Here is a 13,685-nt window from a genome sequence, read left to right on the forward strand (position 1 = left end):
AGCGGTGTTCCCCGCGCCCGCGGGGATGAACCGGTAACCGTTCAGCTCGGCACCGAGGAACCCGTCGTGTTCCCCGCGCCCGCGGGGATGAACCGCAGATCCAGTCCAACGAGGGCAAGGCCGAGCTGTGTTCCCCGCACCCGCGGGGATGAACCGGCCGCATTGAACGACACGTACGCCGCGGCGAAGTGTTCCCCGCGCCCGCGGGGTGAACCGGGGTAAAGCAAATCTGCGTCCCATCCGCAAACGTGTTCCCCGCGCCCGCGGGGATGAACCGGCTGCCCAGGGAATGATCGCTAACGGAGACTGGTGTTCCCCGCGCCTGCGGGAATGAACCGCAATATTGGCCCTACGGGATACAGAAGGTACTCCCCCGCGTCCGCAGGGATGAGCCGGACGGCCACGTGCACGCCAAGATGGGCAACACGTTCAGCGAGGCGTCTGAATACGGCGAGCGCTCCCCACTCCGTCTGCTCGCCGAGGACATCGTGGCTTCCAGGCGCGGCGCTGCCCGGCTAGCGCGGCTGGCGGTCGTCGCGGGCCAGTGCTGCCAGCAGCGCCAGTGACGCCGAATAATAGTCCTCGTTGCCGTTCTCGACCGGCGCGGCAGCACCCTCCAGCAGTGCGCCGATGGCTCTCACGCCTGTCGATGCCGGGTAGGGCGACAGCTCGCCGCTGCGCAGATCGACCCAGGCATGCGGCGTCTCGCAGCAGCGCCAGAACGCCGTGAACGGCGCCAGCTTCGAGTCGCTGGCCGGCATGCCACCCCAGTAGTGGTACAGCGGAACGCGCACGGCGTCGAAGCCGAAGCGCGGCGGCCAGCCCTCCGCCGGCGCGAGCGTGCCGTCGCGGTCGACCGCCAGCCAGTCCGGCGGCAGCGCATGGGCACCGAACCTGGCGCCCGCCAGCAACCGCTCGCCGTCCTCGACCAGCCGTTGCCAGTCGCCATCCGGCTCCTGCAGGGCGAACGCCTGGAATGCCGGCACCACCAGGTACGAAAGGTTGACCACCAGTTGCTCGTCGCGCTCGAAGCCGACCAGGCCGGGCAACAGCACCCGGTAGCCCGCGTGCGTGCGCAGCAACTGCTCGGCGATGGCCTGGCGGATGGCCGCGGAGGCATCGGCGTAGGACGGCTCCTGCCAGCGCTGTGCCGCACGCAGCAGGGCCCAGGCGATGAGTACGTCGCCGTCGCTGGCGTTGTTGCGATCAGCCACCGGGTCGGTCGCCGCGGGATCGAAGCGCCAGGCGAACAGCGCCAGGTCGTCCCGCTGCAGGTGGCTGCGCGTCCAGTCCCACAGGCGGTCGAAGGCCTGGCGGTCGCCATGCGCCTCGGCGAAGAGCATGCCCCAGCCCTGGCCCTCGGAATGACTGACGCCGCGGTTGCCGGTGTCGACGATCCGGCCGCCGTCGAGGAAGCGGGCCTTGTAGGCGCTCCACTGCGGATCGAGCGTGGCGCAGGCCTGCAGCAAGGACAGCGAGAGCAGCAGGCCCAGTAGCGCGATCCGGCGCCCTCTAGCCGCCACAGTGGAACACCAGCGCGCCGCTCGGACTGGTGGCGATGCACTCGACCTGCAGCCGCACCTCTTCGTTCTGCGCCTGCAGCCACTGCTGATACATGCCTTCGAGCACCGCGGCGATGGCCTGTGCCCAGTGTTCGGCGCGCTCGTGCACGCCCGGATAGGCGCCGTGCACGATGCGGATCGACTGGCTGTCGACGCTCAGCCGCACCCAGCCCCAGTCCAGCGCCAGCAGGACCTCGTTGAGCCGCGCCTCGAGCTCGTCCAGGGTCGGCTGCTCGGCCAGCGGGTGGGCGGCGGCGATGCGGGTACCGACGTGGCGCAGGAAGTTGCAGGCATCCACCGCGCCGGCGGAGCCATACATCTCGGCGACCAGGGTCATCACCAGGGGCCGCCACTGTCGGCCGTCGTGAAGCTCGCCGTAGTAGGCGAGGTTGCGGTTCTGGATGTCGGTTTCGGAAATCAAGGCAGGTTCTCCATGGAGTGTCTGAGGTAGATCGCGCCGGACGTTTCCGAGTAGTCGCCGAAGCTGTCGTAGCCGATCGTGCCGCCGAGCCGGGTGCGCTTGCCGAGGCTGTATTCGAGGCTCGCGCCGCCGTTGAAGGCGACCCCGCTGTCGCTGCTGGAGCGGTAGTGGGTGTCGATGGTCGGGCCACTGAGCCCGGTGCCCTGGAACAGGGTGGCGCTGGCCGCCTCGAGGCCCTCGAGGGCGCTCTGCAGATCGTCGTCCTCGGGGAAGTAGGGCGCCTTGTCCTGGGTGAAGGACTGATAGCCGAGCGCGCCGCGCAGCTTCATGTTCCAGCGGTCGGCCTTGAGCGAGTACTCCACCGGGAACGACAGGCCCACGTAGTTCTCCGGGCTGAAGTAGCCGCCGTGGCCCAGGGTGTGGCCGCTCAGGTTCTTGTCGAAGCCCATCCACTCGAAGTGCACGCCTGCCTGCAATTGCCGGGTCTCGTCCTGGATGGGGCGCACGTAGGCGCCGGCGTGCAGGCCGAGCGAGTGGTTGTCGGCGACGTTCTTGCCGCGATAGAGGTAGGCGTCGTTGCCGACGTAGAAGCCGGTTTCGCCGTTGTCGTAGGCGTACTGGACGTTCACCCCGGTCCTGGTCACGCCGCCCCAGGTCTTGCCGCTGAGCGGGTCCTTGGCGCCGGCGTAGGACAGCAGGCTGTCGGTCACCGCACGCCGCTCGACGCCGAGCTTGAGGGTACCATTGGCGCCGACCTTCGGCGTCCAGGCGAAGCCGCCCACTGCGTTGGCCCGCTCGAAACCCAGCGGAGTGGTGCCGATGTCGGCCTGGACGGAATCGGATTCGAAGCCGACATTGAAGGCGACGCCCGAATCCGACTGCGAGCCCGGCTTGTAGGGGGCGAGCAGGCGCTGTGCCGAGGAGTTGAGCAGGCTGTCGTAGAGCCGGTCGGCCGCCTCGCTGCTGGCGCCTTCGGCGATCGCCTGGTCGCGTATGCTCTGCGCCACGGCCGTGCGTGACGCCTGCACCAGGTTCGCCCGTTCGCTCGGCGTCAGCGGCCGGCCGAGGTTCTGCTGGGTCTGCTGCTCGGCGATGCGCAGGCGCGACTCGGAGTCCACCCGGACCTGGCCGGCGAAGTAGGAGAACAGCGAGTTGGTCGCGCCGCTGGCCAGCGCATGGCTGCCGAAGCGGCGCGCGGCGTCGTCGCTGGCGGTGCCGGCGTCGAGGTGCACGGGCGTGGCGGTGAAGGACAGCCGTGCGTTGTCCAGCGGCACCATCGACAGCTGCATCGGTGCCTCGATCTCGGTCAGCCGCGACAGCCCGGCCTCGCCGTCGCGCACCCGCACGGCCGTGCCGCCCTGCAGGCGCGTGGCGGTCTTTTCGCGCAGGCTGTCGAGCGTGCGTTCGATTTCGCCGGCCAGCGGATCGGCCATGGCCGGCCGCGCAGGCGCACCGAAGAACGAACCGCCGCCATCGCCCGGCAATGCCTGCAGCGACGCGGCACCGGCCAGCAGCAGCGGCGCACCGGTGAGCGGCTCGCGCGCCGGCGAGCGGAAGGGGTTGGCGCGGGCCAGCAGCGGCGGCGCTTCGATCGCCTGCGCCGGGGGCGCACTCCCGGCGCCCAGCTGCTTGCGCCGGGCCATCTCCAGCAGCGCGATGGCCCGGCGGTTGTCGCCCTGGGCTTCGGCGACCCGCGCGGAGAGCACCAGCGCGGTGGCTTCGTCCAGCGAGGTGCCGGCGCGCGAGATCAGCTGCGAGGCGCGTTTCGGATCGTCATTGGCGAGCGCCGTGCGCACCGCGCCGGTCAGCGCATCGGGGTTGTTCGGCGCGCGTTCGAGCACCGCGTCGTATACCGCGCCGGCTTCCTTGTGCATCTTCCCGGAGTCGTACACCCGGCCCATGGCCAGCAGCAGGCTTTCGTCCCCGGGCGCCGCCTGCAGTCCGGCCATCAGCGTGTCGTAGGCGCCGGCGAGATCACCGGCGAGGCGCTGGTTGTCCGCCTGGGCGACGGCAAAGCCGCTGCGCAGCGATTGCAGCGCCTGCCGGTCCGCCGCGGTCATGTCGTCGCGGCGCTCCAGCTGGCGCATCAGCGCGTCGGCCTCGGCGATCTGCCCGGTGCGGGTCAGCACGGCGACATGCGCCAGATGGTCGGCGGCGGGGTGTGGCTCGTTGCGGCGCAGGTCCTCGCGGACCATGGCCAGCGCCAGGGCCGGTTCGCCGAGCTCGGCCAGCGTCTGGGCGATCTGCCCGCGGGCGGCGAAGTCCTCCGGCGCCTCGTCGTAGAGCGCCCGCAGGGCCTGGCGGGCGAGCACCGGATTGCCCGCGGCCACCGCCTGGCGGGCACGGGCGATGCGCGCCTGGTTGTCGATGCGCGCTCCGAGCGAACGGATCTCGGCCGAGCCGGCCTGCGCCGCGGGGATGCGCCGCAGGTAGGCCGCGGCCTCGTCCCAGCGCTGCTGGTCGACCGCCAGCAGGGCGGCGGCGTGCAGGGTCTCGGCGTCGACCGGGCCCTGGTCGAGTGGCTTGACCAGCAGCCGGGCCTGCTGCGGATCGTCGTGGCGGTCGAGAAAGCGCGCATAGGCCAGGCGCACCCAAGGGTCCTGCGGCGCCAATGCCAGGGCCTCGCCGAAGCTACGGACGGCGCCGTCGGTGTCGCCGCGGTCGGCCAGTTCCTCGGCGCGGTCGCGCAGGGCCAGCGCCTCGAGCCGTTGCAGATCGGTCAGGGCGTCGCCGGGCAGGTCCGGATGCCGTTGCCGCAGCGCCTGTGCCTGGGTGTGCTTGCCCTGGCGCAGCAGGCTGCCGTAGAGGCCGGCGACGACCGCGGCATCGGCCTGGCCGGCGTCGAGCATCTGTCGGTAAAGCTGTTCGGCATCGGCCGCGCGCTGCTGGCGCAGGAGGATGTCGCCGAGCAGCAGGCGGGCGGCCCGGGCCTGCACGCCGTCGCCCTCGGCGAGCGGGCGTGCGGCGGCTTCGGCGGCTTCCAGCTGCTCCGCGTCACGCAGCGCACGGGCGCGCTCGAGCTGCCCGTAGAACTCGGCGCTGGCCAGCGCGCGCGACCATTTGGCCTTCTGCCCCGGGGCCAGTTCGATGGCCTTGCGCAGGCTTTGCGCGGCCTGCGCGTGGTTCTGCGCGCGCAGCTGGGCGACGCCGAGGCCACCCCAGGCTTCGGCGTCCTTGGGGTTCTGCTGCAAGGCCTGGCGGAAGCTGGCGATGGCCGCCGCGGTGCGGCCGCGCTCGAGCGCCGCGAAGGCTTCCAGGCGCGCGCCGGTGCCGGGCTTTTCCTTCTTCTTCGCCAGCGCCGCCTCAAGCCGCGCCGGCACCTGGTCGTCGGCCGGATGGGCTTGGGCGTAGCGCTCGTAGAGCGCGGCATCCTCCTTGGTCGGATCGAGCCAGATGAGCGCCTGGCGCCAGGCCTGGTCGGCCTCGGGCAACCGCGGGGCAAGCGTCTCGAGGTGGGCGATGGCCTGCCGCCGGGTGGCCGGGCGGTAGCTCAGGGCGCGCGCGAGCGCCAGGCGTACCTGCAGGTCGTCGGGCCGTTGCTGGTGCAGCTGTTCGAGGCCGCGGCGCGCCTCTTCCCAGCTCGCGTCCTGGCCGGCGAGGGTCTGGTAGTACTCGAGGGCCAGGTCCGGCGGCGGGGCGCTGCCCAGCAGCGAGCGGTAGGCTTCGGCCGCGCGAGCGGTGTCGCCACGGCTGGCCATCAGGCGGATTTCCGCCAGGCGCGCGCGATCCACGCCCTGGCTCAGCAGGGCCTGCTCGACCGCCGCGATGCGCGGGCTGTCCGGGTGGCTCCGGCGCAGGCGCTGCAGCCAGTCGCGGGCGGCCTGCTCGTCCTCGGGCACGGCGAACAGCGCCAGCCGGTACAGCACCTCCTCGGCGTCGGGCTGTACCGCCAGCGCGCGCTGCAGGGTTTCCTGAACCAGTTGCGGGCGGTTGCGCGACTGCCAGAAGTCGGCCTGCTGCAGCAGGACCTCGATGCCGTTGGCGGGAGCGTCCGCCGCCTGGGCGTGCAAGGTGGTACCGGCGAGCGCCGCGCAGCAGATTGCCAGGGAGAGTTTCGTCAGGGCTCTGAATGCCATTGCGTCAGTTCCTTCTAGCCGAGCCGGCGCGCGGCATGTGCATGCAGAAGCGGGTAGAGCCCGGCGGCCACCAGCAGTGTCGAAATCACCAACAACGACATCAGCAGCAGCGGGCGTTCGCTGAACAGCCAGCGAACATAGATGTGCCAGGGCAGGTCGCCGTAGCCGAACAGGCCGTCGACGCGGAAGCTGTGCACCTGCCCGGGGCTTTCGAAATAGGCCAGGTCGCCGCGGATCTCTGCGTTGACCTCCGGTGCCTGCAGGCTCTGCACCAGTCGCGGCAGCCAGGCCTCGTCGCTGGCCAGCGCCATCACCACCACCCGCGAGGGATCGTAGGGCGAACGGCGGCTGAGCAGCCCCTGGAACTGGCGATCGCCGGTGAGCTGGCGATCGGCCTGGTTGCCCTGGCGGCTCCAATCGCCGAGCAGGAGCGTCCGGCTGCGCTCCAGCGCACTGCGCTCGACCACCCGCAGGCGCTCGCCTTCCAGGCGGAAGCCGGAGCCGTCGAGCAGGCCGGCGAGATCGAGGCGCTGGTCCAGCCGGCCGACCACCAGCAGGTCGCGCCCGCTAAGCCGCTCGCGGGCAGGCGTGCCGAGCAGCACCTCGACGGCGTGCGCCGGGTAGCCGGTGGCGGCACCGAAGCGGCCGAGCAGTTCGAGCATCGCCTGCACCTCGGCGGCGGCCGGCGTGCGCGGCAGCAACACCGTGGTTTCCGAGAGGTCGGCCAGGCGCGTGAAGGGGAAGCCGGCGCCGACGAAGAACGACAGGTTGGGCAACTGGGCGAAATGCTGAGTGCGGGTCAGGTCGAGCAGCGAGTCGCCGTCGATCATGCTCAGCGCCCGTTGCGGTAGCACGGCGTCCTCGCAGTCGGGGCCGACCTCGGCGGCCAGGTTGAAGTAGAAGTCCAGCTGGTTGTCGCCGTAGATCAGGTAGGACGGAATCTCGATCTGCGCCTCTTCCTGGCGCGTCTGGAAGCCGAAGCGGTTCCTGATCTTTTCCAGCACCCCCGGCTCGAGAACCGGTAACGAGGTCAGGTAGCGGCCGTTGAGGGCGATATCCAGGTGCGAGCGGGCCGGATCGAACCAGTCGCCGTCGGGAAAGCGATAGCGCAGCTGCATGGGAATGTTGTCGCCGTTCCACAGGAACATGTCCGGGGCGGCACGAAAGCCCAGGCTCATGCTCGGCGGGGTGAGGCTTTCGCTGGCCAGCGGCGAGTCGGTCAGATCGCCGAAGCGTACCGGCCGGTCGCTGGCGATCCAGCGCGGCGCGTCGTAGGGCTGCCGCGGCGCCGGCGCGAGCGGGCCCACGGCAGCCAGGGCGCCGCTCAGGCCGGTGCGCGGGAAGGCGAGGTTCAGCGCCGCGGTATGCAGTTCGGCCGGGGTGCGGCCGAGCACCAGCAGCAGCTTGGCCAGTGGATCGCGCGGGTTGTCGACGATGGCCAGGGTCGGCCCGTCGATCGGGGGCAGGGTGATGCCGGGCAGGGCGTGCGCGTCGTCGGTGATCACCAGCGCATTGCCCATCGGCAGCTCGCCGAACAGCGCCGGGAAGCTGACCTCGCGGTAGCGGGCCAGCGCGCCGAAATGCGAGGCGACCAGCGCCGCGCTGCGCAGCGTGCCTTCGTCCGGCAGGGTCGGCAGCACCACCGGCAGGCGGATGGTGCCCATCTGCGCCTCGTCGAAGAAGGGCGCCGGCAGGTTCGCCAGCTCGTTGGGCAGCGGCAGGCGCCGGGTGCCGAAGGCGAACGCCGAGTCGCCGGCCAGGGTGACCCGCAGCGGCGACTGGTCCGGGCTCTCGCAGCGCCGGGCGTCGCTGAGCAGGCGCAGGTTCAGGCGGTTGTAGGGCAGCAGCAGGAGCGGGTTGACCGCCAGGCGCGCGACCTGGTCGACCGCTTCGCCGAAGGCCAGCTCGAGCACGTCGAGCGTCTCGCCGTTGAGCGAGACCTCGAGCCGGGCCCCGCTGGGCAGCGCCTGGTCGTGCGTCAGGTGCAAGTCCAGCCGCGCCTCGGTGACGATCTGCTGCCGGCTGATGGAAAAGGCCAGCCCGGCCTCGGCACCCGGGCCGCGCAGCAACAGCGACCTGGCGCCCATCTGTTCGAAGCGCAGCAGCTCCACCGCGGTGGGGTTGGCCGGCGCCATGCCCGGGGCCTGCCCGGCGGGACGCGGCAGCGCCAGTTCCTCGGCCTGGACCAGCGACGCCAGGGCCAGGCAGGCCGCGGTGAGCAGCAGGAGCTTGAGCAGCATGCCGGGCACCGCCCTGCCGCCCTGCGGTGCGGGCTGCCCGGCGGGAGCGGGTCGTGCCTGGCGCGCGCGCTCATCAAGCGCCGCGGGGCGGCGCCGGCGGCGCAGCAGGGAGAAGGCGTTCCGCAGCACGTTCCAGAACGAGCGAAGCGGACGGTCGGTCTGTACCGGGCTGTCGTCGAGCCAGGCGTCGGCGCGGCCCATGACCAGCCCCACCAGCTCGCGCCGCTGCGGCACCTCGAGCGCGCTGAAGCGCAGCCGGATCTGCCCGTCGGACAGGCCCAGCACGTCCGCCGGGAGGATCACCGAACGGTTGTCGTGGAACAGCTCGATCTCTTCGAGATGACCGGGAAGCTGCTGGAGACTCCCGGAATGGACCAGGCGCAGGCCGCCCATGGAAATGTCCCGGGTCACGCCCTGCAGGGTGCGGCCGCTGTCGAAATGCAGCACCACCGGCAGCTTCACTTCCAGCCGCGTCGCGGCGCGCATCTGGCGGGTTTCCATCGCCACCGCGACGGCGGCGAACAGGGTGATCAGGCTGAAGCCCGCCCAGGCGATGTTCAGCGCCAGCACGTTGGGGTCCGACGGCGCCCAGTCGACCCAGAAGTGACGCACCAGGCCGATGGCGATGGCGACGAGCAGCAGGCCGATGGTGAACACGTGCGGTCGAACCATGGCGAAATCGAAGAAGCCCTTGTCCAGCAGTCCGCCCTTGTCGGTCACGTTGAACTTGCCGCGCTTGGGGTCAAGCAGGGTGATCAGGGTCGGCTTGAGGATGTGGAAGGCCAGCACCGTCTCGTAGATCTCGCCCCAGAAGGAGTGGCGGTGGCGGCCCTGGATGCGCGCGTTGGTGGTGATCGAATGCACCAGGTGCGGCAGCGCGTAGGCGAAGATCGCTGCGGCGGACGAAGCGATGATGTTCTGCCCGAGCATCAGGTAGGCGATCGGCGCGGTGAGGAAGATGATGCGCGGCAGGGCGAATTGGAAGTGCAGCATCGCGTTGAGGTAGCACAGCCGCTGCGGCAGCTTCAGCCCGCGCCCGAGCAGCGGGTTGTCGCGCCGGAAGATCTGCGTCATGCCGCGCGCCCAGCGCATGCGCTGGCCGATGTGCAGCGACAGCCGCTCGGTGGCCAGGCCCGCCGCCAGCGGCACGGCGATGAAGGCGGTGTTCCAGCCGCTGCGCTGCAGCTTGAGCGCGGTGTGCGCGTCCTCGGTCACCGTCTCCACGGCGAAGCCGTCGGTTTCCTCCAGCGCGGCCCGCCGGATCACGGCGCAGGAGCCGCAGAAGAAAGCCGCGTTCCAGTAGTCGTTGCCTTGCTGGACCGGGCCGTAGAACAGTTCGCCTTCGTTGGGGACGTCCTGGCCGGTGGCCAGGTTGCGCTCGAACGGATCGGGCGAATAGAAGTGGTGCGGGGTCTGCACCAGTGCCAGCCTGGAATCCTTGAGGAACAGCCCGACCGTGGCCTGGAGGAAGGCGCGGGTGGTGACATGGTCGCAGTCGAAGATGCAGATCAGATCGCCGTCGGTACGCTTGAGCGCGTTGTTCAGATTGCCGGCCTTGGCGTGGTTGTTGTCCGTGCGGGTGATGTAGCCGGCCCCGGCAGCGGCGGCGAAGGCGCCGAATTCCGGGCGCCGGCCGTCGTCGAGCAGGTAGACGCGCAGCTTGTCGGCCGGGTAGTCGAGGTTCAGCGCGGCGAGGACGGTGTCCTGCACCACGCTCAGGCTCTCGTTGTAGGTCGGGATATAGACGTCCACGGTCGGCCAGCTCGCGGTGTCCTCCGGGAGCGGCTCGATCGGCCGCTTCAGCGGCAGGATGCTCTGGAAATAACCGAGTACCAGAATCAGCCAGGCGTACACCTCGGCCAGGTACAGGCCGATGCCGAGGAAGGCTTCCAGGCCGTTGCCGAACACCAGCGTCTCGGTGGTCCGCCAGTACAGGTAGCGGGTCGAGACCGCCACCGACATCACCACCATCACCAGGGTGACGGCGTAGGAGCCGTGGTGGTTGAGCAGCAGCATCAGCAGGATCATCGCGCCGCCCAGCAGCAGTTGCATGGGAATGCTCAGGGGCACGATGACGAACAGCAGCAACGCGGGCAGTGCGGTCGCCAGGAGCAGACACGCCGTCAGCCTTTTCAATCCATGAAGGGCGGGACGAGGGGGCATTTTGAGGTTACCTCAGCTGGCGCTGACCGTAGGGGGGACGTTTCAGGCTTTCGATCTGCTGGGCCAGGCGCTGGGCGATGCGATCGATGTCGTAGGCCGCGGCACTGGTGGGGTCGAAGGCGAAGATCGGCAGTTGCGACGCGAGCGCCTCGGCCAGCGCTTCGTCACGGTGCACCAGGCCGAGCAGCGAGTCGCCCAGGCGCGCCTGGAGAAACTCGGTGGTATCCAGATTCAGCCGCCGGCGGCGGTCGACCTGGTTGAGGACGTAGCCGACCGGCAGGTGGCTGCGCGCCTGCTGCGCGGAGAAGAACAGGCCCTGTTCGATCTGCGGCACCAGGGCGGCCGAGGCCGCATCGGCGAGCAGCACGGCGACGCGCAGGTCGGCGATGCGGTTGAGCGCGTTGAGCGCGGGCGAGGGGCCGGGCGGCGTGTCGGCCAGCACCACCATGTGCGGAATCGCCAGCAGCGTCTGCAGGGCTTCGGTGAGAAACAGCGGGTCTTCGCCGAGGCGTGCCTCGAACGCCAGCCGCTGCGCGTCGTCGGCTACGCCATAGGGCAGCAGGCGGATGCCGCTCGCGGTGGGCACGACCAGCCGCTTCCAGTCGCGGTGCTGCTCGGCGAGCGCGACATAGCCGCGGGCGTCGCCCAGCGGCAGGCCAAAATGCAGGCGCAGCGCGTTCTGTACGTCGAAATCGATCACCGTGACCGGCAGCCCGAGGCGCTGGAAGGCGAAGGCGAGGTTGGCCGTCAGGGTGGTTTTGCCCACTCCACCCTTGGGCGAGGAAAGACAGATCAGCGACATGTACCGATGCCCTTGAGTAGCGATTTGAGGGAGCCGTGGCGGGCGCTTTCCCTGGGGGGTTCCTCGAGCACGGGCGCCGTGCGGAAGAGCGCGCCGAACGGGTTGGCGCTCCGCTCCGGGACGGCGGCCACGGCGAGCGGCTCGGCTGGCGGCTGGATCGCGGCCTCTGCCGGCGCGGGCTGGGCGAAGGGGTGGGGCCGGACGGCCGGCTGGCTGGCCGCCAGCTGTGCGAGCAGGCCGGCAGGCGGGTCTTGCGGCTCCGCCGGTGCCTGCTCGACAGCCGCGGATGGCTGGCAAGGCGCGCTCTGGCCGGCCCGCTCGACTGCCTGCAGCAGTGCCCAGCGCGGTGCCTGCGACGCTGGCTCGGCACCGGGAAATTCCTTGTATGTGCTGGCCGTGCCGCCCGAGTGCTTCATCAGGCGCACGACATCGTCCTTTGCTGTCATCGAAGAAAACCCTTCGGATTGTCGCGGGCAAGCCGCGTCCGCTCGGTGATCAGGCGAGCACCGGTCGGTGGTTTGCTGGATTGGGAGGCAGGCTGGCGCTGAATGTCGGCTTTTGACCGTCGGAATTTTGTCGCTTTTGGCGCATATTTTTTTATTGGGTCAAAATAACATCACTATGCCATCATTGCTATTGCCGTTTGTCGTACGGGAAGCAGGGAATTCCCGGGGCGCGACCAGAGCGCCCGGTCCGGGGCCCTGGACTCCATGACCTGGCCCACGCCTGTGGCATCGGCGGCGCTACCCGGGCGCCGGTCGCGCAGGCAAGATAGCCTCATCACTGCCAGACGGAAGACCTATCCCGTGAAAATCGATTCGCAAGTCTTCGTGGTTGCCGAGACCGCCGAGGAGGCGGTGGATCGGCTTGCCGCGCTGCACCAGCAGGCCACCACCGCGCTCAGCCAGGCGCTCATGCGCTACGTCAAGGACCGCGTCGAGCCGACCCCCGAACAGCGCGCGCTCTTCCGCTATCCGCAGCTGCGGCTGAACTACCACTGCCACGGCGAGGTGCCGACCACCACCCGTGCCTACGCCAAGGTACAGACGCCCGGTGTCTACAGCGTTACGGTGACCCAGCCGGCGGCCTTCCGCACCTACCTGCTCGACCAGCTGCGCCCGCTGATGAACGATTTCACCGTGCAGGTGGAGGTCGGTCCCAGCGAGCAGAACATTCCCTATCCCTATGTGGTGGAGCAGGGCGACGAACTCGCCGGCACCGGGGTGACCGCGGCGGAGCTGGCGCGGGTGTTCCCCAGCACCGACCTGTCGGCGGCCACCGACAACATCGCCGACAGCCTGTACGACTGGGAGCACGCCGATCCCTTCCCGCTGGCGCTGTTCGACGCGGCTCGGGTGGATTTCTCGCTGCGCCGGCTGGTGCACTACACCGGCAGCGACTGGCGGCACGTGCAGCCGTGGATCCTGCTGACCAACTACCACCGCTACGTCGACCAGTTCATCCAGCACGGCCTCGAGCAGCTGCACGGCGACAACCGCTTCGTGCGCCTGGTCCTGCCCGGCAACGTCAGCATCGAGCGCGGCATGGACGAGGCCACCGCCCAGAGCATCGTCAACGGCGTACTCTGGCACCGCTACCAGATGCCGGCCTACCACCTGATCGCCGAGGATGGGCACGGCGTCACCCTGGTCAACATCGGCGTCGGGCCGTCGAACGCCAAGAACATCACCGACCACCTGGCCGTGCTGCGCCCGCACTGCTGGCTGATGATCGGCCATTGCGGCGGGCTGCGGCAGTCGCAGACCATCGGCGACTACGTGCTGGCGCACGCCTACATGCGCCGCGACGGCATCCTCGACCGCGCGCTGCCGCCGCACATCCCGCTGCCGGCGCTGGCCGAGGTGCAGCAGGCGCTGCAGGAAGCGGCGGCGCAGGTCACCGGCGAGCAGGGCGATGCGCTCAAGCGGCGCCTGCGCACCGGCACCGTGCTGACCTATGACGATCGCAACTGGGAGCTGCGCTGGGCGCAGGAGCGGCCGCTGATCAACCTCTCGCGGGCGGTGGCGGTGGACATGGAAAGCGGCACCATCGCCGCCCAGGGGTACCGGCTGCGGGTGCCCTACGGCACGCTGCTGTGCGTGTCGGACAAGCCGCTGCACAGCGAGATCAAGCTGCCCGGTTCGGCCAGCGCCTTCTACCAGCGCGCGGTCAATCAGCACCTGCAGATCGGCATCACCGCGCTCGACCTGCTGCGCGGGCAGCTGAATTCGCTGCACTCGCGCAAGCTGCGCAGCTTCGACGAGCCGCCGTTCCGATAGGGCGGCCACGGCAAGTCAGCTGCAAGCCACAAGCTGCAAGAAAGACTCCGAGGCGAGAAAGCCTCTGGCTCTCGGCCCGCTTTCGCCGCGAGGGCGCGCAATCCACAGGGATGTGGTGAATGCTGCAAGCCCGTCGGGAACG

The 13,685-nt window shown here is 70.1% G+C and carries 7 protein-coding genes; 1 reads left to right on the forward strand and 6 read right to left on the reverse strand.

Going from position 1 to position 13,685, the window contains the following annotated elements; all coding sequences use genetic code 11:
• Positions 1 to 515 precede the first annotated feature (515 nt).
• The 6 genes from H610_RS0122420 to H610_RS24625 are packed head-to-tail and all read right to left on the reverse strand — an operon-like array spanning position 516 to position 11,689.
• On the reverse strand, positions 516 to 1,523 hold the full coding sequence (locus H610_RS0122420) for a glycosyl hydrolase family 8 (protein WP_043239408.1): 1,008 nt from the start codon (positions 1,521 to 1,523) through the stop codon (positions 516 to 518).
• Positions 1,513 to 1,983: a cellulose biosynthesis protein BcsD gene (gene bcsD, locus H610_RS0122425; RefSeq protein ID WP_028241757.1), complete on the reverse strand. Its 471-nt coding sequence runs from the start codon at positions 1,981 to 1,983 to the stop codon at positions 1,513 to 1,515. Before bcsD ends, H610_RS0122420 begins: the two co-directional genes overlap by 11 nt.
• Complete coding sequence (locus H610_RS0122430; protein ID WP_028241758.1) at positions 1,980 to 6,059, reverse strand: cellulose biosynthesis protein BcsC; 4,080 nt, start codon at positions 6,057 to 6,059, stop codon at positions 1,980 to 1,982. Before H610_RS0122430 ends, bcsD begins: the two co-directional genes overlap by 4 nt.
• 14 nt (positions 6,060 to 6,073) lie before the next feature.
• A complete protein-coding gene (gene bcsA, locus H610_RS0122435) occupies positions 6,074 to 10,462 on the reverse strand; it encodes a UDP-forming cellulose synthase catalytic subunit (RefSeq protein ID WP_028241759.1) in 4,389 nt (1,462 codons plus the stop codon).
• A gap of 7 nt (positions 10,463 to 10,469) precedes the next feature.
• A complete protein-coding gene (gene bcsQ, locus H610_RS0122440; protein WP_028241760.1) occupies positions 10,470 to 11,264 on the reverse strand; it encodes a cellulose biosynthesis protein BcsQ in 795 nt (264 codons plus the stop codon).
• On the reverse strand, positions 11,255 to 11,689 hold the full coding sequence (locus H610_RS24625) for a hypothetical protein (RefSeq protein ID WP_051231933.1): 435 nt from the start codon (positions 11,687 to 11,689) through the stop codon (positions 11,255 to 11,257). Before H610_RS24625 ends, bcsQ begins: the two co-directional genes overlap by 10 nt.
• A gap of 381 nt (positions 11,690 to 12,070) precedes the next feature.
• On the opposite strand from H610_RS24625, the gene amn reads away from it, so the two are divergent.
• Positions 12,071 to 13,543 (forward strand): AMP nucleosidase, encoded by a 1,473-nt coding sequence (gene amn, locus H610_RS0122450; protein ID WP_028241761.1) that lies wholly within the window; start codon positions 12,071 to 12,073, stop codon positions 13,541 to 13,543.
• Positions 13,544 to 13,685: the final 142 nt, after the last annotated feature.

This window comes from Stutzerimonas azotifigens DSM 17556 (assembly GCF_000425625.1).
GTDB classification, from domain to species: domain Bacteria; phylum Pseudomonadota; class Gammaproteobacteria; order Pseudomonadales; family Pseudomonadaceae; genus Stutzerimonas; species Stutzerimonas azotifigens.

Excerpts from the sequence above, each read along its gene's own strand:
- H610_RS0122430 (WP_028241758.1), bottom strand. The coding sequence starts at position 6,059 with ATGGCATTCAGAGCCCTGACGAAACTCTCCCTGGCAATCTGCTGCGCG.
- bcsA (WP_028241759.1), bottom strand. The coding sequence starts at position 10,462 with ATGCCCCCTCGTCCCGCCCTTCATGGATTGAAAAGGCTGACGGCGTGT.
- bcsQ (WP_028241760.1), bottom strand. The coding sequence starts at position 11,264 with ATGTCGCTGATCTGTCTTTCCTCGCCCAAGGGTGGAGTGGGCAAAACC.